This window comes from Amycolatopsis vancoresmycina (assembly GCF_000716785.1).
GTDB lineage: Bacteria > Actinomycetota > Actinomycetes > Mycobacteriales > Pseudonocardiaceae > Amycolatopsis > Amycolatopsis vancoresmycina.
This window is the reverse complement of sequence record NZ_JNYY01000001.1, coordinates 769,094-790,269: the sequence shown is the minus strand read 5'-3', so window position 1 is coordinate 790,269 and position 21,176 is coordinate 769,094. Positions and strand designations below refer to the sequence as shown.

At 72.2% G+C, this 21,176-nt stretch carries 18 protein-coding genes; 10 read left to right on the top strand and 8 right to left on the bottom strand.

Annotation, left to right across the window (positions count from 1 at the left end):
- Positions 1 to 4: 4 nt before the first annotated feature.
- Entirely contained in the window at positions 5 to 3,229 is a 3,225-nt protein-coding gene (locus OO60_RS03375) for a TIM-barrel domain-containing protein (RefSeq protein ID WP_004559101.1), read from the top strand.
- Between the two features lie 64 nt (positions 3,230 to 3,293).
- Here OO60_RS03375 and OO60_RS03370 read toward each other — a convergent pair whose 3' ends face one another.
- Positions 3,294 to 3,833: a DUF305 domain-containing protein gene (locus OO60_RS03370; protein ID WP_004559102.1), complete on the bottom strand. Its 540-nt coding sequence runs from the start codon at positions 3,831 to 3,833 to the stop codon at positions 3,294 to 3,296.
- On the bottom strand, positions 3,830 to 4,762 hold the full coding sequence (locus tag OO60_RS03365) for a DUF1996 domain-containing protein (protein WP_004559103.1): 933 nt from the start codon (positions 4,760 to 4,762) through the stop codon (positions 3,830 to 3,832). Before OO60_RS03365 ends, OO60_RS03370 begins: the two co-directional genes overlap by 4 nt.
- 216 nt (positions 4,763 to 4,978) lie before the next feature.
- Here OO60_RS03365 and OO60_RS03360 point away from each other — a divergent pair, with 216 nt between their 5' ends.
- The 4 genes from OO60_RS03360 to OO60_RS03345 all read left to right on the top strand — a co-directional run bounded on the left by OO60_RS03360 (position 4,979) and on the right by OO60_RS03345 (position 9,515).
- The gene (locus tag OO60_RS03360; protein WP_004559104.1) at positions 4,979 to 7,105 is read left to right on the top strand and encodes a discoidin domain-containing protein; all 2,127 of its coding nucleotides are present in this window, start codon (positions 4,979 to 4,981) and stop codon (positions 7,103 to 7,105) included.
- Positions 7,106 to 7,359: 254 nt separating this feature from the next.
- Complete coding sequence (locus OO60_RS03355; RefSeq protein ID WP_081656018.1) at positions 7,360 to 7,794, top strand: transcriptional regulator; 435 nt, start codon at positions 7,360 to 7,362, stop codon at positions 7,792 to 7,794.
- Positions 7,795 to 7,826: 32 nt separating this feature from the next.
- Positions 7,827 to 8,405, top strand: coding sequence for a hypothetical protein (locus tag OO60_RS03350; protein ID WP_244885479.1), 579 nt, complete (start codon positions 7,827 to 7,829; stop codon positions 8,403 to 8,405).
- Positions 8,406 to 8,414: 9 nt separating this feature from the next.
- Entirely contained in the window at positions 8,415 to 9,515 is a 1,101-nt protein-coding gene (locus OO60_RS03345) for a hypothetical protein (protein WP_004559107.1), read from the top strand.
- A 97-nt stretch (positions 9,516 to 9,612) separates the two neighbouring features.
- Here OO60_RS03345 and OO60_RS03340 read toward each other — a convergent pair whose 3' ends face one another.
- A complete protein-coding gene (locus OO60_RS03340) occupies positions 9,613 to 10,125 on the bottom strand; it encodes a 2'-5' RNA ligase family protein (RefSeq protein ID WP_004559108.1) in 513 nt (170 codons plus the stop codon).
- A 347-nt stretch (positions 10,126 to 10,472) separates the two neighbouring features.
- Positions 10,473 to 10,892, bottom strand: a complete 420-nt coding sequence (locus OO60_RS03335; RefSeq protein WP_004559109.1) for a hypothetical protein — start codon at positions 10,890 to 10,892, stop codon at positions 10,473 to 10,475.
- A 154-nt stretch (positions 10,893 to 11,046) separates the two neighbouring features.
- Between OO60_RS03335 and dinB the strand changes: the two genes are divergently transcribed.
- Positions 11,047 to 12,237 carry a DNA polymerase IV gene (dinB, locus tag OO60_RS03330; RefSeq protein WP_033260741.1) on the top strand — a complete coding sequence of 397 codons (1,191 nt, stop codon included), beginning with the start codon at positions 11,047 to 11,049 and terminating at the stop codon, positions 12,235 to 12,237.
- 30 nt (positions 12,238 to 12,267) lie between these two features.
- On the opposite strand, the gene OO60_RS03325 is transcribed toward dinB, so the two are convergent.
- Positions 12,268 to 13,161 carry a class I SAM-dependent methyltransferase gene (locus OO60_RS03325; RefSeq protein ID WP_081911111.1) on the bottom strand — a complete coding sequence of 298 codons (894 nt, stop codon included), beginning with the start codon at positions 13,159 to 13,161 and terminating at the stop codon, positions 12,268 to 12,270.
- Between the two features lie 217 nt (positions 13,162 to 13,378).
- Here OO60_RS03325 and OO60_RS03320 point away from each other — a divergent pair, with 217 nt between their 5' ends.
- From OO60_RS03320 to fdhD, 3 genes are all read left to right on the top strand, one after another.
- Positions 13,379 to 13,789, top strand: coding sequence for a histone-like nucleoid-structuring protein Lsr2 (locus OO60_RS03320; RefSeq protein ID WP_033260739.1), 411 nt, complete (start codon positions 13,379 to 13,381; stop codon positions 13,787 to 13,789).
- 433 nt (positions 13,790 to 14,222) lie between these two features.
- On the top strand, positions 14,223 to 15,533 hold the full coding sequence (locus tag OO60_RS03315; RefSeq protein WP_033260738.1) for an OFA family MFS transporter: 1,311 nt from the start codon (positions 14,223 to 14,225) through the stop codon (positions 15,531 to 15,533).
- A gap of 1 nt (position 15,534) precedes the next feature.
- Complete coding sequence (gene fdhD / locus OO60_RS03310) at positions 15,535 to 16,368, top strand: formate dehydrogenase accessory sulfurtransferase FdhD (RefSeq protein WP_033260737.1); 834 nt, start codon at positions 15,535 to 15,537, stop codon at positions 16,366 to 16,368.
- Here the strand turns inward: fdhD and OO60_RS03305 are convergent.
- The 3 genes from OO60_RS03305 to sucC are packed head-to-tail and all read right to left on the bottom strand — an operon-like array spanning position 16,356 to position 19,183.
- A complete protein-coding gene (locus tag OO60_RS03305; protein ID WP_004562326.1) occupies positions 16,356 to 17,153 on the bottom strand; it encodes a LysR family transcriptional regulator in 798 nt (265 codons plus the stop codon). The two genes, fdhD and OO60_RS03305, sit on opposite strands and share 13 nt — an antisense overlap.
- Positions 17,153 to 18,034: a succinate--CoA ligase subunit alpha gene (sucD, locus tag OO60_RS03300; protein ID WP_004562327.1), complete on the bottom strand. Its 882-nt coding sequence runs from the start codon at positions 18,032 to 18,034 to the stop codon at positions 17,153 to 17,155. Before sucD ends, OO60_RS03305 begins: the two co-directional genes overlap by 1 nt.
- 3 nt (positions 18,035 to 18,037) lie before the next feature.
- Positions 18,038 to 19,183: an ADP-forming succinate--CoA ligase subunit beta gene (gene sucC / locus OO60_RS03295; RefSeq protein WP_004562328.1), complete on the bottom strand. Its 1,146-nt coding sequence runs from the start codon at positions 19,181 to 19,183 to the stop codon at positions 18,038 to 18,040.
- 247 nt (positions 19,184 to 19,430) lie between these two features.
- Between sucC and OO60_RS03290 the strand changes: the two genes are divergently transcribed.
- Complete coding sequence (locus OO60_RS03290) at positions 19,431 to 21,167, top strand: thiamine pyrophosphate-binding protein (RefSeq protein ID WP_004562329.1); 1,737 nt, start codon at positions 19,431 to 19,433, stop codon at positions 21,165 to 21,167.
- Positions 21,168 to 21,176 lie beyond the last annotated feature (9 nt).

Below are 21,176 nucleotides of genomic sequence, written 5' to 3'. Positions count from 1 at the left end.
CGCCGTGCGGACCAGAACCGCGAGAACCATCCGGCGGGCGTGCGCGCTCGCCGTCGCCGGGGTCGCCGCCGCGGGGGTGACCGTCGCGACGCCCGCCGCGGCCGGGCCCGCGCGTCAGACCGTCACCGCCGGGAACGCGCGCTTCCAGGTGCTGTCCCCGACCCTGATCCGCACCGAATACGCCGGCGACGGCCGGTTCACCGACGCCGCCACGTTCAACGCGGTCGGCCGCGGCGCCTTCACGCCGACGACGTACACCAGCACCGTTTCCGGCGGCGTCCTCACCATCAAGACGAGCGCGACGACGCTGACCTACCGGCTGAACTCGGGCCCGTTCGACGGCGGCAACCTCGAAATCCGCACGACCGCCGGCGCGGCGCCGGTGCTCGCGGCGCCGTGGCACCACCTGACCTGCACGGCCGGGGCCCTGTGCGAGGCCGAAGACCTCACGGCCGACGGCCTCGGCGTCGCCACCGACCACTCCGGCTACACCGGCGAAGGCTTCCTCGCCGGCTTCGAAAGCACCGGCAACTCGGTGACGGCGGACGTCCTCGCCCCCACCGCCGGGACGTACGCGCTGACCGCCCGGTACGCAAACGGCCAGGGCGGCGACGGCCAGCACGTCACGCGCACGCTGAGCGTTTCGGTCGACGGGGGAGCGGCGCAGAAGCTCACCCTGCCCGTGACGGCCGACTGGAACGCCTGGGCGCTGGCCTCGGTCCCGGTCACCCTCGGCGCCGGACACCACAGCGTCCGGATCGAACGGACCGCGGGCGACTCCGGCAACGTCAACCTCGACGCCTTGGCCGTGCTGACCGCCGGGGCGGCCTTCCCGCCCGCGTCGGCACGCGCGTTCACCGGCTGCCCGGCCGGGGTGAGCTGCGAGGCCGAAGCCGGGCTGCGCTCGGGTTCCGCCGTCGTCGCGACCGACCACACCGGGTACGCCGGGCGCGGGCTCGTCGCCGAGCTGAACCGCGGGGCGACGCTGACCCACCGCGTCTCGGACGTCCCGGCCGACGGCTCCTACCTGCTGCACGTCCGCTACGCCAACGGCACCGGCGGCGACGGCCGGCACGAAACGCGCACCGCCGCCGTCACCGCGAACGGCGTCACCCGCACCCTGTCCCTGCCGGTCACCGACAACTGGGACGCGTGGAAGAGCGCGTCCGTGCCGGTCGACCTCAAGGCGGGCACGAACGACGTCGTCCTGGGCTGCCCCGACGACACCAGCTGCCACGTCAACATCGACACCGTCGCGATCACGCCGTCCGGCGGCACCGCGCCGCCGCCCCACCTCGCGCTCGGCGGCTACCGGCGCGGCCTCGACGGCGTCAACGGCGACAACGGCTGGCCGTCGATCACCGAAGGGCTGCTGCACCAGGACGGCTGGTACCTGCTCGACGACACCCCCTCGGCGCTCTACGACACCCGCACGCGCGCGGTGACGCAGCGGCCGACGCACGGCGGGAACCCCTACCAGGACGGCTACGTCTTCGCCTTCGGCCACGACTACAAGGCCGGCCTGCGCGACCTGGCCACCCTGACCGGGCCGCCGCAGCTGCTGCCGCGCTGGGCCTACGGCGTCTGGTACTCCGAGTACATCGACCGCACCGCGGCCGACTACCGCGACAAGATCTTGCCGCGGTTCCGCAGCGAAGGTGTCCCGCTGGACGTCCTGGTGACCGACACGGACTTCAAGGCGCCGGACACCTGGAACGGCTGGCAGTTCGACACCGCGAAGTTCCCCGACCCGGCCGGGTTCTTCGCCTGGTCGAAGGCCCAGGGGCTGCACAACAACCTCAACATCCACCCCAGCATCATGGGTTCGGACCCGCAGTTCGCCCGGGCCCAGGCCACGGCGAAGGGCAAGCTGGCCAAGTCGAACTGCGGCAGCGACTGCTACGTCTTCGACTGGGGCGACCCGGACCAGCTCAAGGCGTACCTCGACCTGCACGCCGGGATGATGCAGCAGGGCAACGACTTCTGGTGGCTCGACTGGTGCTGCGACGCCTCGCGCTCGAGCCTGCCCGGCGTGACCCCGGACGCCTGGATCAACCAGCAGTACGCCGACCTCGCGGCGCCCGCGACCGGCCGCGGGTTCGTCATCTCGCGGGCGTACGGCTCCCTGCAGGCCGGCGGCTACGGCGGCCCGACCGGGCTGGCTACCGGGCCGTGGGCGGACAAGCGCAGCACGCTGCACTTCACCGGCGACACGTCCTCGACGTGGGGGACGCTGCGGATGGAGGTCGGCATCACGCCGGCGGAGTCCGCCGCGACCGGCATGTCGGCGATCAGCCACGACATCGGCGGCCACAACGACACGACCGGCCTGCGCGGCAGCGAGACCTACACCTCCGGCGGCCAGCAGCGCCAGACGGCCAAGCTGCCCGACGACATGTACGCGCGCTGGGTGCAGCTCGGGACGTTCCAGCCGATCGACCGGCTGCACAGCAACCACAGCGACCGGCTGCCCTGGCAGTACGGCGACGCGGCGAAGGCGTCGGCGACGAAGTTCCTGAACCTGCGCGAAAACCTGGTGCCCTACACCTACACCCTGGCCCAGGAAGCGGCGACGACGGGTGTTCCGGTGGTGCGGCCGACGTACCTGGAGTACCCGGACGACCCGGCCGCGTACGCGGCGGCCCAGAGCGAGTACTTCTACGGCCCGGACATGCTGGTGGCGCCGGTGACGTCGCCGGGCACGTCCGCGACGACGTCGGTGTGGTTCCCGCCGGGCCAGTGGACGGACTACTTCAGCGGCAAGACGTACGCGGGCGGGACGACCCAGCAGGTGACGTCCGACCTGGGCACGATGCCAGTGTTCCTCCGCGCGGGCGGCATCACGGCCACCCGGACGGCGGACGTCGCCAACGACGTCCAGAACCCGCTGAGCCGGGTGACGGTGACGGTGGCGCCGGGCGGCTCGGGCACGTTCTCGCTGTATGAGGACAACGGCGTCTCCTCGTCGCGGTCGTCGTCGACGAAGATCACCTACAGCGAGCGCTTCGGGGCGCACACGGTCACGGTGGCGCCCACCCAGGGCTCCTACCGCGTGGCACCCCGCGAGTGGACGGTGAAGTTCCTCGGCGTGGCGTCGGCTCCGAACCGCGTCAAGGTGGGCAACGGCTGGGCGCCTTCGTCGGCGTGGAAGTGGGACGCGGCGGCGCAGACGCTGACGGTGACCGCGCCGGTGCACCCGGGCTGGGCCCCGGTGACGGTCACGTACTGAGCGACCGGCGGGCGGAGCCGGAAATGCCGCCGGGGCCGCGGATCACCGTGGCCCCGGCAGTTTCTCACGCCGCTTTCGCGAGCAGTTCGCTCGCGTGTGTTCCCTCGGTACCGGTTTCCCGCGCCAGGGCGCGAGTTTCCGCGTCCTGGCCGGAGGTCTGTTCACCACCGGCCAGCACGACGAGCTGCGTGGCGTGCGCCCGCAGCAGGGCGACCAGCCGCCGGTCGAACCCGGCACCCCGGTCGCTGCGCAACGCCACCAGATCGGCGGCCGTGACCATGCCCGGCATCCGATGTCCACTGTGGATGTCGGCCGCCGGCAGCCCGGCCCGGTCCCGGGTGGCCCGCAGGCGGACCAGCAGCCGCTCCTGCGGACCGGCGAAGGCAGCGGCCGCCGAGCGGACCGCCGGGCTCGCGGTGTGCTCCGGCGCCAAGCGGGCCGCGGTCAGTGCGTTCTCCGACATCGGCACCACCAGCTGCAGCCACGCCACGTCCGTCGGGTTGAAGGGCGTGGCGGCGGGGCCGGTGGCGGCGGGGCCGGCGGTGGTGGCGCAACCGCCCATGATCAGCGCCACCACCGCCGCCCCCAGGATCCGCCGTCTCACGGACGGCCGGGCAGCCGGTAGTTCGGCCCGAGCACGGTGCCCCGGTCGGGCTTGTACAGGTCGAACCCGCGCGGGTCGCACTGCAGGCCGCCGTTGATGCAGTGCTTCACCAGTGCCGCCAGGGTTTCCGGGTCCCACGCGTTGAAGAAGTCGTAGTGCCACGAGTACCCGCGCCCGCTGGCCAGGTGCACGCCGGACATGTCGCCGCTGACCGGGAACGCCATCTTGAACTCCAGCATCGGCACCGCCACCGGGTGATCGGCCGGGCACGTCAGCGTCGCCCGGTCCGGGTACGCCAGATGGCTCTTGTGGTCGGCCGAATCCAGGTGGACGCCGTCCCAGCAGCTCGGCGCCTGGTACCGGATGTTGAGCTGGCTGCCGGCGACGCAGTTCACCGGGATGTCCCAGTTGTGGAAGCTGTCGCCGCACTCCCAGCCCTCGATCGCGCCGGGCGCGTGCTGGAACTCGTCCTGCGTCGCGGTGACGCTCCCGGCCACGTACCGCAGGCCGGGTGGGAACGGCACCACTTTCGTGTAGTCGAGGATGCCGGACTTGTAGTAGACGACCTGCGCGAAGTTCGGCAGCACCACCTGGTTCCCGTTGTAGACGGTGGGGAACCAGTACGCGGACAGGTCGTCCGGGGCCAGGCAGGTCGTGTTCCCGACGCCCGCGGCCTGCAGGGACTGCGTGGTGCTGGCCGCGTTCGTGGTCTTGTTGCCGAGGAACGTGTGGTCGTGCGACGCGCCGGGCAGCCCGGGGAAGACGATCGGGTCGTCCGGCTGGTGGTGGCTCGGGGAGCAGTTGACCTGGAACTCGTGGTGGGTCACCAGGTCATCGGCCCCGGCGGGCGACCAGGTGGCCGCGGTCAGGAAGGCGCCTGCCAGCACGGTGGCGGCGGTGCAGGCGAGGAGCGCGGCTTTCGTTGCCAAGGGTCCTCCACGGTGAGGGTGCCAATGGGAGAGCGCTCTCCCACAGCATGCGCACCTCGTGGCGGCGCTGTCAAGGAGCACCCGGATGGGCCGCCGGACAGTCATTGTCGAGTTGCGGGCCGCTTCTTGACAACGCGGGCCGCGGTGCCGTTCCATCGACGTCTCGGGAGAGCGCTCTCCGACCTCATCTCCGTCCCCTGCCGTACGGGAGTCATCGTGGACCGACCGTCGCTCCTCCGTGCCGTTCCGGCGCTGGTGGCCTTGCTGGTGCTGGGGCTGCTCGCCGGCCCCGCCCCGGCGCACGCCGCCACCCTGCTGTCCCAGGGCAGACCGGCGACCGCCTCCAGCAGCGAAGGCGCGGGCACCCCGGCGTCGGCGGCCGTCGACGGCGACCCCGGCACGCGCTGGGCGAGCGCCTGGAGCGACCCGCAGTGGCTGCAGGTCGACCTCGGCGCGCCGGCCGACATCAGCCAGGTCACCCTGAACTGGGAGGCCGCCTACGCGACTGCATACGAAATCCAGGTTTCCGACGACGCCGCGAATTGGCAGACTGTATACAGTACGACCACGGCGGTCGGCGGTATACAGAATCTCGCCGTCACCGGTCACGGCCGGTACGTCCGCCTGTACGGCACGCACCGCGTGGGCGGCTACGGCTACTCGCTGTGGGAATTCCAGGTCAGCGGCACTCTGGGGACGCAGAGCGGTGCCGGCGTCACGCGGGTGACCGGAACCCAGGGGAACTGGCAGCTGACGGTCGACGGTATCCCGTGGACCGTCAAGGGGCTGACCTGGGGACCGCCGGTCGGCGAGGCGGCCACGCGGATGCCCGAGCTGCACGCGATCGGCGTCAACACGGTCCGCACGTGGGGCACCGACGGCACCACCCAGCCACTGCTCGACGCGGCGGCGGCCAACGGCATCAAGGTGGTCAACGGCTTCTGGCTGCAACCCGGCGGCGGCCCGGGCAGCGGCGGCTGCGTCGACTACACGACCGACACGAACTACCAGAACACGATGCTGGTCGAGATCCAGAAGTGGGTCACCGCTTACCGGGCGCACCCGGGCGTGCTGATGTGGAACGTCGGCAACGAGTCGATCCTCGGCATGCAGAACTGCTACTCCGGCACGCAGCTGGAGCAGAACCGGATCGCCTACACGCGGTTCGTCGACCGGGCCGCGCAGGCGATCCACGCGCTCGACGCGAACCACCCGGTCACCTCGACCGACGCGTGGACCGGCGCCTGGCCGTACTACAAGGCGTACGCGCCGAACCTCGACCTGTACTCCGTGAACTCCTACGCGCACGTCTGCCAGGTCAAGCAGGACTGGCTCGCGGGCGGCTACACGAAGCCGTACATCGTCACCGAGACCGGCCCGGCCGGCGAGTGGGAGGTGCCGAACGACGCGAACGGCGTCCCCGCCGAGCCGACGGACCAGCAGAAGCGCGACGGATACGTGAACGCGTGGAACTGCGTGCTGGCCCACCCCGGCGTGGCCCTCGGCGCGACGCTCTTCCACTACGGCACCGAGGGCGACTTCGGCGGCGTCTGGTTCAACATCACCACCGGCAACGAGAAGCGGCTTTCCTGGTACGCCGTCCGCAAGCTCTACAGTGGACAGATCGGTGGCAACACACCGCCGGTGATCTCGTCGATGAACCTCAGCCGCAGCACCGACGTCCCGGCGGGCGGCACGTTCACGGTGACCGCGGCGGTGTCCGATCCGGACGGTGACCCGATCGCCTACACCATGGGCTACAACAGCAAGTACATCAACAACGCGGCCGGGTTGATCCCGGCGCAGTTCACCGGCACCGGGACGTTCACCGTCACCGCGCCGCAGCAGCTCGGCGTCTGGAAGCTGTACCTCTACGCCCGCGACGGCCACGGCAACGTCGGCATCGAAACGCGCTCCCTGCGCGTGGTCGCGCCCCCGGTCCCGGGCACGAACCTCGCCCGCGGTGCGGCGACGACGGCGTCCACGTACCAGGCCGACGGCCCCGGCGCGCCCTACCCGCCGCAGGCCGCCACCGACGGGAACACGGCGACCCGCTGGGCCAGCGCCTGGGCCGACCCGCAGTGGCTGCAGGTGGACCTGGGCCGCAGCCAGGCGTTCGACCACGTCCAGCTGGTGTGGGAAGCGGCGTTCGGGAAGGCGTACGAAATCCAGGTGAGCGACGACGCGGTGAACTGGCGCCCGGTGTACACGACGACGTCCGGAGATGGCGGCGCGGACGACATCGCCGTGTCGGCGACCGCGCGGTACGTGCGCGTGTACGGCACCCAGCGCGGCAGCGGATTCGGCTACTCGCTGTACGAGTTCGGGGTGTACCGCTCCTGAGGCGCCGGACGGGTGCGCCGCCGCCCGGCTGAACGGGAACGCAAGAAGGGGCGGCGCGGCGGACAGGGCTGGGCGCGTGGCCACCCCCAGCGGCCACGTGAGTCACCCCGCGGCCGCAGCGCCGCCCCGGGTCGGGTGTCACGTTTCCGAAACACCGGACGGGAGTATCGTAGTCTTTCCGGCACAGGATGTGTCAAGTTTTCGGAACAGCTAGGCTGACCGTCGTCACGTTTCATGGCGGTAGGTGGTGTGTGGTGAGCGAAGAGCGCAGTTTCGCCGAACGGCTGGCGCACCTGATCGCGACCGTGCACCCGCCGGACCGCAAGCCGTACTCGTACCGGGAGATCGCGCACGGCGTCGCCGAGCAGACCGGCGTGACGATGTCGGCGACGCACGTGCAGCAGCTGGCCGTGGGTGCGCGCAAGGACCCGAAGCGCTCGCACATCCAGGCGTTCGCCCAGTTCTTCGGCGTGCCCGTGACGTACTTCTTCGACGACGAGGTCGCCGGCGAGGTCGACCGGCAGGTCGAGGACGTCGTGGCGTGGCGCGACAGCGAGGCGCGCACGCTCGCCCAGCGCGCGATGCGGCTGTCGCCGCGCGATCGCGAAACCGTGACGGCCCTGCTGGATCAGCTCAGCAGCTACGACGACACCCGGAGCCGCGCGGGCCGCCGGCGGAAGCCGGAGTGACCACGGGCGTCTCGGCTACGATGAGGTCGTCCGTGATCGCGCCCCGGTGCACCCGGCTGGCGCCCGGTGACCGGGGAGGACCCATCGACGAGCGCGGCCTGCCGGACCTGCGTGACCGGGCGCGCGAACGCGTGCGGGCGGTGCTGGCCGCCGTCCCGCTGCCGCGGCCGTGGTCGATGAACGCGTGGGTCGACGGGCTCGAAGCGTGGCGGGGGCGGGAGATCGACCTCGTCCCGATCGCGTACCGGCCGGGTCAGCCGTCCGGCGCCTGGCAGGCCCGCCCGGACTACGACCTGATCGCCTACACCGAGCACACGTCGGCGCTGCACCAGGACCACATCATCGCCCACGAGCTGGCGCACATGCTGTGCGCGCACACCGGGACCTGCCTGATGTCGGAGTCCGAGGCCGCCGAGCTCGCCCCGGACCTCGCACCGCGGGCGTTGTCGCACCTGCTGACCCGCGTCACGACGGGCACGGACGAGTACGAAGCCGAGCTGATCGCGGTCCTGCTGCTGAGCGCGGCGACGAGCGAGCCACCCGCCGTTCAGCCGGGCGCGTCCGGCCGGGCGGCCGATCAGGCTAGGCGGCTGGCGGCACTCCTGGGATAGTCGCGTCCCGTGATCGACATACTTTTCGTCGCCGTCGGGGCGTTCGCCCTCTTCGCCGGGATCTGGCGGGCGGTCCGCGCGCGGCGCACCGGCGCGGGCGCGGGCCTGGCCGTTTCCCTGATCGCGCTGGGGGCGGCGTTCTGCTTCCTGTCGAACCGCGCGCAGCAGTTCGAGAGCGAGCTCTACCCGAGCCTCGGCCGGCTGCTGTCGAACCTGGCGACGATGGTCGCGGCGTACGGCATCGGCCTGACGGTGGCGGAGATCAGCGGAACCCGCGACCGCGGCCGGCGCACCCGGCTGGTGGCGCTCGGCGTGGCGCTGGCGGTGCTGGTGGTGACGTTCTTCAGCACCTCGGGCCTGCCGCGCGGTGTCGGCGTGTTCGACGAGCTGTACGGAACGCACCCGACGCTGGTGGTCTATGTCTTCACGTACACGGTGTACCTGGGCTTCGCGGTCATCGACATCGGCATCATGGCGGCGGTGACGATCCGCGCCAGCGGCGGCGCGCTGCGCGCGGGGCTGGCGTTGCTGCTGCTGGCGTCGGCGTTCGCGGTCGCCTACCTGGCCGGCAAGGTCGTGGCGACGATCCACGCGCTGCAGGCCGATCATCCGGTGAAGGCGTTGTGCCGGGGGCCGTTCTCGACGCTGCCGTGCACGCTGGACGTGGGGTTCCCGGCGGTGTCGGTGCTGCTGATCGTCGTGGGGCTGACGGTCCCGGCGGTCCCGGGCTGGGCGGCGGCCCGGCGTGACGCGCGGACGTTGCGCTTGCTGCGGCCGTTGCGCGCGCACCTGACGCGCCGGTTCCCGGAGATAGCCCGCATCGACGCCGGGGGCGCTTCCCGCCGCGAGCGGTTGCTGACGGCGATGAGCGAGACGAACGACGGCTTGATCCTGGCGGGCGCGACCCCGGACATGCCACCCGCGGCGGCGGCCCGGCTGGTGCGCGACCTGCCGGACGAGCCGGACGAGACGGAGCCGTCCATCGAGACGGAGCCGTTTGCCGCGACGGGCGAGCCGTTCGCCGCGGACGTGGCCCGGTTGAGGGCGATCGCGCGGGCGTACAGGGGGCTGGAGAAGACGGCGGCGGCCGGTGCGCCACCCAGCCCGTGAAGCTGACCGGCCGGCTCAGTGATGGTGTATCGACTGCAAAGGTGTAGTCACACAACTTGTGTAGTGACTGCAAGACTGCAGTAACTGCGGCAACCGGTCAGCCGCCGAGCGGAGCCTCCAGCCGCGACTCCCACCCGCGTTCCGTCAGCGCCACGAGCCGCAGCATTTCCGCCCGATCGACCACGGGTAGGAGCGGCCGGACCTCCCGGCCGACCTGCTCGAGAGTCGCTTCCGACCCGCCCATGGCGACGGTCAGGTGCGCGGCAGGCCGGGGACCGAACCGGCCCCCGTAGGGCTGAACGTCCGGCCACCGGGCACAGGCGGCATCGGCCACCCCCTGGAGCCCCGGAGCGGGAATCGCCGCAAAACCGGGGGCGGTCACGAACTCGGTGAGCTGAACGTCCGTCGGCAGCAGGTCCGCAGCCAGCGAGCGAACGGCAGCCAGCTCCGCATCACCCAGCGAGCCGTCGGCCAGGAACGGGTACAGGGCCGTCACGTGGGCGGGCAGGCCGGGCCGGACCAGGGCGGGATCGACCCGCCGAACCGCAGCCAGCACCGGCTCGGCGGCGGGCAGCAGGATGACCAGCGCGGTGGTTCCGAGTTCGGGCACCCCCGCATCATGGCAGTGACGCGATCAAGCTCTCCGGCAACCGCCCCGAGAAAGCCGGGGGAGAGCCTCCGCCGACGCGGGGCTCTCGGAAAGCCGCCTCGGGAGGGTGGTCGAGGTGCGGCGCTCCGAAAACACCGTTCGGGCGGCCCAGTCCCAGGCGCCGGTAGCGCGGCGGTCGAGGTGCAGTGCTCGGGGAGCAGCGTCCGGGCGGCCCAGCGCCGGACGCCTCGGCGGTCCGGTGGCAGCTCTCGGGGAACAGCGTTCGGGCGCCCAGCATCAGACGCCTCGGCGGTCCGGTGGCAGCTCCCGGGGGCAACCGGCCCGGGTGAACCAGCGCAGCGTCGCACTCAGGCGACAGCGCTCTCCGGAAACCGCCCCGAGCGGGCCAGCGCCAAGCTCCGCCGGCACAACTCCACCAGCTCCTCGTTCGCCCGGCTGCGCGGGATCCGCCCGCACAACCCGCACCGGATCGTCACCTCTCCGGCGAGCTCGTCGACCGCCACCAGTGCCTGGTGGTCACATCGACGGCACCACCGGTAGCCCACCGCCGGGTTCGTGTGCACCGGTGAGGCCACGCAGTCGTGCAGCCAGCGGCGGTGGGTTCGGCACGTCACGCGGTCGGTCGGGTCGAGGCCGTCGGTGTCCTCCGCGCGGTCTTCGTGGGCCAGCGTTGCCGCCAGCAGTGGCTGCCGCGCCGCTGCCGGCCTGTCCTCCTGGCTCGGTGCGGCCCACGCGTGGTGGTCGCCGCAGCGGCACTTCTCGGTCATGTCGCCCCCAGTGGTCGGGTCGTTCGATCCGTCGAGTGTGAGTGGGGCACAGAACGCCGACAACCGGAAAAGGGCGCACTTTCGTCCGGCGGCGTGTCACCCGCGGCGGGCGGAGGGGCGGACTTCGGCGCACCGGTATGCGAACATGTGTTCTATGACCGACGAGGGGCCCATCCTGCACGCCGACCTCGACTCCTTCTACGCCTCGGTCGAACAGCGGGACGATCCGGCGCTCAAGGGACGGCCGGTGATCGTCGGCGGCGGGGTCGTCCTGGCCGCGAGTTACGAGGCCAAGGCCTATGGCGTGCGCACCGCGATGGGGGGCACGCAGGCCCGGCGGCTGTGCCCGCACGCCGTCGTCGTGCCGCCGCGGATGTCCGCCTACATGGCCGCCAGCCGGCTGGTCTTCGACGTCTTCCGCGACACGACGCCGTGGGTGGAAGGCATCTCGGTCGACGAAGCGTTCCTCGACGTCGGCGGGTTGGGCAGGATCGCCGGGCGGCCGAGCCAGATCGCCGAACGGCTGCGGGCCGCCGTCGCCGAGCGGGCCGGGCTGCCGATCACCGTCGGGGTGGCGCGGACGAAGTTCCTCGCCAAGGTCGCCAGCCGGGTGGCGAAGCCCGACGGCCTGCTCGTCGTCCCGCACGACGGCGAGCTGGAGTTCCTGCACCCGCTGCCGGTCTCGGCGCTGTGGGGTGTCGGCAAGATCACCGCCGAGAAGCTGCGGGTCCGGGGGATCACCACCGTCGGGCAGCTGGCCGCCTCCGAGCAGGTGGACCTCGTCGGCCTGCTCGGCCGGGTCGCGGGCGCGCACCTGCACGACCTGGCGCGCAACGAAGACCCGCGGCGCGTCGAGCTCGGGGTGCGGCGGCGCTCGATCGGCGCCCAGCGGGCCCTCGGCCGCGGCAGGCGGACCCCGGCCGAGCTCGACGTCGTGCTGGTGGCGCTGATCGACCGGATCGCCCGGCGGCTGCGCGCGGCCCGCCGCATCTGCCGGACGGTGACGATCCGCCTGCGCTTCGCCGACTTCTCCCGCGCCACCCGCTCGCACACGCTGACCGACCCGACCGCCGGCACCGGCGTGCTGCTCGCCGCGGCGCGGGACCTGCTCGTCGCCGCGCTGCCGCTGATCGCCGACCGCGGGCTGACCATGCTGGGCGCCTCGCTGTCCAACCTGGCCGACGAAAACCCGTTCCAGCCGACCCTGCCGTTCGAGCGCGAGCGGGCGACCGAGCTCGACACCGCGCTGGACGCCGTGCGCGACCGGTTCGGGAAGACGGCGGTCACCCGGGCGGTCCTGCTCGGCCGCCCGGACGACCTCGAAGTGCCGATGCTGCCGGACTGACCGGGAAACCGCGGCCCGCCGGAAAAGCGTTCAGCAGCCGGGCATTCCGGGCCGGTGCGGAATACGTGCGTGCGCCAACGCGGAAAGCGCGGCCGGCCGCAGCGCGTCCGTGCGGTGCCACAGCTGCGGGTCGACGCTCTGCCGCTGCCCCGCCTGCTCGACGACTTCGAAACCCGCGCCACGCAACATCCCGGACAGCGCGCCGGGGGAGAGGAACGTGCGCCACGGCTCTCCCTGTTCGGCGGCCACCGGTCCGACGGCTTCGGCGAAGGCGTTCCCGGCCGCGTCCCGCAGTTCCGGGGGCAGCAGGTGGTCGGTCACGATTTCCGATCCCGGGGCGAATCCGCCGAGATCCGTCAATGCGGCGGCAATCGCCGCCCCGGTCAGGTACATGGTGACGCCGAGCCAGCTGATGAACACGGGGCGGATCGGGTCGAGTCCACTCTGGACGAGCCGTTCCCGGAGCGGTTCGGCTTCGAAGTCGACCGGGACGAACGTGACCGACGCCGGTTCGGCGACGCCGGCGGCGGCCAGCAGTTCCCGTTTGGCCGCCTGGGTCGCCGGGTGATCGACCTCGAAGACGCGGAATCGTCGTGCCGTGGATCGATACGCGAACGAATCGAGCCCGGCACCCAGAATCACATACTGGTCTATACCGGAATTGCCACGCGTCAGCCGGTCTTCGGTGAACCGGCTCCGGCAGACTGCTTCGGCGCGGGCGACGGCCAGTACCGGATGTGTGGTATGCATCCGGTGGTAGGCCAGAAGTTCCTCGGCGCGGTCGCCGAGCAGGGGCGCGGCGAGGGGGTCGGAGAAGATGACGGGGTCGGCATCGACCAGCAAATGTGCCGCGCGTGCGGCGGCGGCCGTGAAGGCGGTGCGGCTGGGAAGGGGCGCATTACGGCTAACGTCGGCGGTCCTCATCCCACCACGGTACCGATTTGATTTCGAGCATATCACAAAAATGATTTTTCTACAAGGTGACGAGCATTTCGGCTCGGTTGCGGTCACTCTGGACGCGGGCGACCCGCTCGCCCGAGCGGCCATTGTGGACGCTTCAGGGTGTCGCGCGTGCTGGACGTGATTCGACAGGTTAGGGTCTGTCCGACCGTGTTCTGGAGAAGATGAGGAACGACGAACCATGGCGCAACGGGTGCAGGTCCAGATGGTGGACGACCTCGACGGGAGCGAGGCTTCGCAGACCGTCCCCTTCAGCCTCGACGGGGTGACGTACGAGATCGACCTGTCCGAGGAGAACGCCTCCGCGCTGCGGGACGAGCTCGCCCGGTACGTCGCGGCCGCGCGGCGCATCGGCGGCCGCAAGGTGCGCCTGGCGAGCGGGCAGTCGCTGTCCGGCCCGTCCGGCTCGGGCACCGACCGCGAACGCAACCGGCAGATCCGCGAATGGGCGCAGGCGAACGGCTACGAGGTCGCCGAACGCGGCCGGCTCTCCAGCGAGATCATCGCCGGGTTCGAAGCGGAGCAGGCCGCCGCGGCCGAGCCCGCCGACGCCAAGCCGGCGCGCAAGCGAGCGTCTCGCCGGAAGTCTTGAGGCTTTGCTGTCCGGCCACCCGTGCTGACGAAGCTGCACCCGCAGGTGTGGCTTCGTCAGCTGGCTGCCCGCTGAGGGCGCCGGTGCGCTGACGTCTCCTGCTGGACGCCAGGTGGCGTTCAGTGCTTTATTTGTGCCTCGCCGTCACTTTTCGTGGCCGCGGCCCGTGCCGGATGGTTCGTTGTGGACAAAGCCCGGCCCGGCGGCGGGTGAAACCTTGTCGGAAGGCGGCCGGAATCGCCACACTGTCAGTGCTCCGCGCGGCCGGTACCGCGGCGGGGCACCGGTCCGGTGGCCGCCTCCTCCCTCGATGGCCACCGGGCCGCCTTACCTTCTCCCTTGTGTGACCCCGCGGTGGACAACCGGCCGGATCTGGCGCACACTCAGCCTACTCCATACTGCATACAATCTTCAGCGTGAGGAGGCGGTCGCCATGGCGGAGGTCCGCGAGCTGCGGGACGTCTACGGACGGCGGTACCGCGTCGGCGAGACCGACCGGGAGCTGCTCGGCCGGCCGCGGACGTGGATCACGTGGCTCGCGGCGGCGGCCATGCTCGCGGCCGGGGTGCAGCAGTACGGCTTCGGCGCGATCGTGCCGTCGCTGGGCCGGACGCCCGGCTGGACGTCCGGCGGGATCGTGCTGTCGCTCGCGGTCTGGGCCATCTGCCAGGCCGGAGCCGCGTTCCCGGCGGCGTGGCTGCGCGAACGCGGCCTGCTCCCGGCACCGGCGGCGATGGCCACCGGCGCGGTCCTGTGCGCGGCCGGGCTCGTGACGCTCGGCCACGCGACCAGCCTCGCCGCCGTCTTCCTCGGTTACTCCGTGCTCGGCGGGCTCGGCACCGGCTTGGTCTACGCCACATCCGTCGGCGCGGTACTTGCCTGGTTCCCCGACCGCACCGGGTCCCGGGCCGGCATCGTGAGCGGTGCCTTCGCCTGCGGCAGCGTCCCCTTCGTCGTGCTCGCCGCCGCCCTGCCGGCCGCGCGTCCGGAGCTGCTCGACGGCACCGCCGCCGTCGTGCTCACCGTCATCGCCGGCTGCGCGGCGCTGCTGCGGTACCCGCCGCGGCACTGGTGGCCCGCCACGCCCGAGCCCCGGACGTGGGCCCTCGACCGCGCGCACAACCGGCGACCGGCGGTCCGGCACTACCGGCCGGCCGAGCTGTTCCGGTGCCGCACGACGCTTTCGCTGTACCTGGTGGTCGTCCTCGCCGCCGCTGTGCTGCTGTTCGACCTGGCCTACCTGGCGACGTTCGCCGCCGCGCGCAGCGGTCCGGGGCTCGCCGCGGCCGCGCTGGCGGCCCTCGCGGCGGCCACCGGCAGCGGCCGTGTCCTCATCGGACACCTCGCCGAGAGGCTCGGCCGCCACCGGATCCTGCGGCTCGCGCTGCTCGCCGGCGGTCTCGCGCAGTTCGTGCTGTTCTACTCCGGCGACCACCGGCACGCCGTCGGCCTGCTGCTGGGCGCCGCGCTGGCCGGGCTCGGCAACGGCTGCTGCTACACGCTGCTCGTCGGCTTGGTGCGCGAGTACTTCGGCGAGGAGTCGGCGGCGCAGAACTTCGGGATCCTGTACAGCGCCAAGGCCGTCGGTGCGGCGGTGGGGATCGGGCCGGCGACGATCGTCGTGACGACACACGGGTTCCTCGGCGCGTTCGCCGCCGCCGGGGTGCTGAGCCTGGCCGCGGCGGTGCTGTCCGGGCGGCTGACCCAGCCGGGCCGTCCCGAGTCGCTGCTCCCGGCGGCGTGAGGTGGGACGGACGACCGCCCGGCGGCGGGTGCTGCGCGTCCACGACGGCGCGCACACCACGCGGCCGGACACGCTGACCGTCGAGGAACCCCTCGAGATCCGGGTCGCCGGGACACCGCTGACGATCACGATGCGCACCCCGGGCGACGACTTCGACCTGGCGGCGGGGTTCCTGGTCGGCGAAGGCGTGGTCCGCGCGGCGGCCGACATCCGGTCGATCCGCTACTGCGCCGGCGCCACCGCGGACGGTGGCAACACCTACAACGTCCTCGACGTCGTCCTCGCCGACGGCGTCGCCCCGCCGGAGGCCTCGGTGGCGCGGAACTTCTACACGACGTCGTCGTGCGGCCTGTGCGGCAAGGCGAGCCTGGACGCGGTGCGCACCACGGTCACCTGGCCGGTCGACGCCGACCCGTTCGCCACGGATCCGGCGACCCTGGCCCGGCTGCCGGGCGAACTCCGGGCGGCCCAACGGGTTTTCGACCGCACCGGCGGCCTCCACGCGGCGGGGCTGTTCGACGCGGACGGGAAACTGCGGTGCCTGCGTGAGGACGTCGGACGGCACAACGCGGTGGACAAAGTCGTGGGCCGGGCGACCCGGGACGGCGGGCTGCCCCTGTCGGGAACGGCCCTGATGGTGAGCGGACGGGCGTCGTTCGAGCTGGTGCAGAAGGCGGCGATGGCCGGGATCCCGCTGCTGGCCGCGGTTTCCGCGCCGTCGTCGCTGGCGGTGGACCTGGCGGCGGAGCTCGGCCTGACCCTGGTGGGCTTCCTGCGCGGCACGTCGATGAACGTCTACACGCGACCGGACCGCCTCGGTCTTCAGCCGAGCTGAGCGAGCAAAGCGGCGACGGCGGGAGAGGAATCACCGCGGTGCACGGCGGCGAGCTGCCACCGCGGTGGCCGCCCGAACCGCCGGACGGCGAGCTCGGGAAACCGCGCGGCGGCGGAGGCGGGGAGCACGCAGGCGGCGAGCCCGGCTCCGGCGAGCCCGGCGGCAGCGGCGAGATCGTCGACTTCGAGGGTGCCGCGGCGGTCGGGGAACGCCCGGTCGACGGCTTGGCGGATGGCCCAGCCGGGTGGGAAGCCGACGAGGGGAACCGAGGACGGCTCGGCGGAGGCCGTGGCGAGTACGAGTTCCTCCGGCGGCAGGAGAGTGACCACCCCGGAACCCTCTTCCGGCGTGCGGTCGCCGGTCGTCAGCGCAACGTCCACAAGAGACTCGGTCAATCCACATCGGACTTCTTCCGGTCGCAACTGCCGCATCTCCACCTGCACCCCGGGATGCGCCTGCCGCAACCCCGCCAGCACCCGCGGCAAGTCCGCCAGCAGCCCCGGGCACACCCCCAACCGGACCGTGCCGCTCACCGGGGACACCGCCGCGCGGGCCCGTTCCGCGGCCTGGAGGGCCGCCCGGGCCGCGGGGACGAACGCCTCGCCCGCGGGCGTCAGGACCACCCGGTGGGTCGTCCGGTGGAACAGCGGTGTGCCCAGGTCGCGCTCCAGGGCCCGGACCACCGTCGAGACCGTCGACTGCCCCGTCCGCAGGCGCTGGGCGGCCGCCGTGAAGCCGCCTTCCTCGGCGACCGCCACCACCACCGCCAGCTGGCGGAGCTCCATCAGCCGAGCACTTCGCGGACCAGCGCCGCTGTCTCGCTCGGCGTGCGGCCGACCCGGATGCCCGCCGCTTCCAGCGCTTCCTTCTTCGCCGCCGCCGTTCCCGCCGATCCCGAGACGATCGCGCCCGCGTGGCCCATCGTCCTGCCCTCCGGTGCCGTGAAGCCCGCGACGTACCCGACGACCGGCTTCGACACGTTGGCGCGCACGAACTCCGCCGCCCGCTCCTCGGCGTCCCCGCCGATCTCGCCGATCAGCACGATCAGCTCGGTCTCGGGGTCCTTTTCGAACGCCTCCACCGCGTCGATGTGCGTCGTCCCGATGATCGGGTCGCCGCCGATGCCGAGGCACGTCGAGAAGCCGATGTCCCGCAGCTCGTGCATCAGCTGGTACGTCAGCGTCCCCGACTTCGACACCAGGCCGATCCGGCCGGGGCCGGTGATGTCCGCCGGGATGATGCCGGCGTTCGACCGGCCGGGGGAGACGATGCCCGGGCAGTTCGGGCCGATGATCCGGGTGCGCCCGCCCGCCGCGGCGGCGTGCGCCCAGAACCGCGCGGTGTCGTGCACCGGGACGCCTTCAGTGATCACCACCGCGAGCCCGATCCCGGCGTCCACCGCCTCGATCACCGCGTCCGCGACGAACGGCGGCGGCACGAACAGCACGCAGACGTCGGCGCCGGCCGACGCCATCGACTCCGCGACGCTGCCGAACACCGGCAGCGCACGATCGGAGACCTCGACGCGCTGCCCGGCTTTGCGCGGGTTCACCCCGCCCACGACGTTCGTCCCGGCGGCCAGCATCCGCCGCGTGTGCTTGGCGCCCTCGGCGCCGGTGATGCCGGAGACGACGATCCGGCTGTTCTCGTCCAGGAACACGGCCATGGTTCAGACCTCCGCGATCGCGAGCTTCGCCGCCTCGCGGGCGGCGTCGTCCATGGTGGCCACCACGGTGACCAGCGGGTGGGCGGCTTCGGCGAGGATCCGCCTGCCCTCGGTGACGTTGTTGCCGTCGAGCCGGACCACCAGTGGCTTGGCGGCCCGCGAACCCAGGATCGCCAGCGCTCGCACGATCCCGGCCGCCACCGCGTCGCACGCGGTGATGCCGCCGAAGACGTTGACGAACACGCTGCGCACCTGCGGATCGCCGAGGACCACCGTCAGGCCGTCGACCATCACCTGTGCCGACGCCCCGCCGCCGATGTCGAGGAAGTTCGCCGGCCCGCGGGCGCCCGACTCGGCGGCGGCGGCCGCCACGACGTCCAGAGTGGACATGACGAGCCCGGCGCCGTTGCCGATGACGCCGATGTCGCCGTCGAGCTTGACGTAGTTGAGGCCCTTCGCGCGGGCCGAACGCTCCAGCGGATCACCGTCGGCGCAATCGTCGTGGGACGAGGTGCGGCGGAAGGCGGCGTTGTCGTCCAGGGTGATCTTGCCGTCCAGTGCGACGATCCCGGCCGGTGTGCTCGCGAGGGGGTTCACCTCCACGAGCGTGCAGTCCTCGGCGACGAACACGGTCCACAGCTTCTCGACGACGCCGGCGACCTCGTCGCGGACGTGGGCGGGGAACGCGGCGGCCACGGCGGCCGAGTCGACGCCGGCCAGCGGGTCGACCGGCACGCGGACCAGGGCGTCCGGCCGGGCGGCCGCGACCTCCTCGACGTCCATCCCGCCTTCGGCCGACGCCATGGCGAGGAACGTCCGGCCGGCTCGGTCGAGCAGGAAGGACAGGTAGTACTCGTCGGCGATCTCGCTCGCTTCGGTCACCAGGACGCGGTGCACGGTGTGGCCCTTGATGTCCATCCCGAGGATGTCGTCGGCGGCCTGCTCGGCGTCGTCGGCTGTCTGCACCACGCGGACACCGCCCGCCTTGCCCCGGCCGCCGGTTTTCACCTGGGCCTTGACCACGACCGGGCCGCCGAGGGCCACCGCGGCGGAGCGCGCCTCGGCCGGATCGGCGACGACCCGGCCGCGGAGGACCGGCACGCCGTGCTTCTCGAAGAGGTCGCGGGCTTCGTGTTCGAAGAGGTCCATGCGGGAGCGTCCTTTCCGCGGCGGGGCAGGGCGAAGGGCGTGGAGTGGTGGTCCGCGGGGGCCGGTTCCGAGTCCGGAAAAACCCTGCGGACGGCCCTGGACACGGGCTGCTAGAAGGGTGACTATATGCCTACCCCATACGGTATGCAATCTACAGTCTGCCGCGAAGGGGTCGCTGACCTCGGGGAAAGGCGACACGCACCGCCGGACGAGAGAGATCCGGCGGCGGACCAGAGGAGTTGAGCCCATGGCGCTGACCACGACCGGCACCACCGCGGGGGAGGGTGCCGCGGCGACGAACGGCGCCGCGCCCGCACCCGCCGAAATCTCCGGCGGCCACCTGGTGGCCAAGGCGCTGAAGGCCGAAGGGGTCGACACGATCTTCACCCTGTGCGGCGGTCACATCATCGACATCTACGACGGCTGCGTCGACGAAGGCATCGAGGTCATCGACGTCCGCCACGAGCAGGTCGCGGCGCACGCGGCCGACGGCTACGCGCGGATCACCGGCAAGCCCGGCTGCGCGGTGGTCACCGCCGGCCCGGGCACCACCGACGCCGTGACCGGGGTCGCCAACGCCCTGCGCGCCGAAAGCCCGATGCTGCTCATCGGCGGCCAGGGCGCGCTGACCCAGCACAAGATGGGGTCCCTGCAGGACCTCCCGCACGTGGACATGATGACGCCGATCACCAAGTTCGCCGCCACCGTGCCGCACACCGCCCGGGTCGCCGACCTCGTGAGCATGGCCTTCCGCGAGGCGTACGCCGGCGCGCCCGGCCCGTCCTTCCTGGAAATCCCCCGTGACGTCCTCGACGCGCGCGTGCCGCTGCCGGACGCCCGGATCCCCGAAGCCGGCCGCTACCGCGCATCGACGAAGAACGCGGGCGACCCCGCGGACGTCGAAAAGCTCGCCGACCTGCTGGTGCACGCGAAGAAGCCCGCCATCCTGCTCGGCAGCCAGGTCTGGACCACCCGCGCCACCGGTCCCGCCACCGAGCTGGTGCGTGCACTCAACATCCCGGCGTACATGAACGGCGCCGGCCGGGGCACGCTGCCGCCGGGCGACCCGCACCACTTCCAGCTCTCGCGCCGGTACGCCTTCGACAACGCCGACGTCATCGTCATCGTCGGCACCCCGTTCGACTTCCGGATGGGCTACGGCAAGCGGCTGTCGAAGGACGCCACGGTCGTCCAGATCGACCTCGACTACCGCACGGTCGGCAAGAACCGCGACGTCGACCTCGGCATCGTCGGCGACGCCGGCCAGGTCCTGGCCGCGGTCGCCGAAGCCGCTACCGGGCGCACCGACAACGGCGCCACCGGCCGCAAGGCCTGGCTCGAAGAACTCCAGGCGGTGGAGGACAAGGCGAAGCGGAAGCGGCTGCCGCTGCAGCTCTCCGACGCCAGCCCGATCCACCCGTACCGGCTCGTCCACGAGATCAACGAGTTCCTCACCGAGGACTCGATCTACATCGGCGACGGCGGCGACATCGTCACCTTCTCCGGCCAGGTCGTCCAGCCGAAGTCGCCCGGCCACTGGATGGACCCCGGTCCACTCGGGACACTCGGCGTCGGCATCCCGTTCGTCCTGGCCGCCAAGCACGCGCGGCCGGACAAGGAGGTCGTCGCGCTCTTCGGCGACGGCGCCTTCAGCCTCACCGGCTGGGACTTCGAGACGCTCGTGCGGTTCGGCCTGCCGTTCGTCGGGATCGTCGGCAACAACTCGTCGATGAACCAGATCCGGTACGGCCAGGCCGCGAAGTACGGCCTGCCGCGCGAGCGGGTCGGCAACACCCTCGGCGACGTCCGCTACGACGAGTTCGCGCGGATGCTCGGCGGCTACGGCGAAGAAGTCCGCGACCCGGCCGACATCGGGCCGGCGCTGCTGCGGGCCCGCGAGTCCGGCAAGCCGTCGCTGATCAACGTCTGGGTCGATCCCGATGTGTACGCCCCCGGAACCATGAACCAGACCATGTACAAGTGAGCGGAGGCC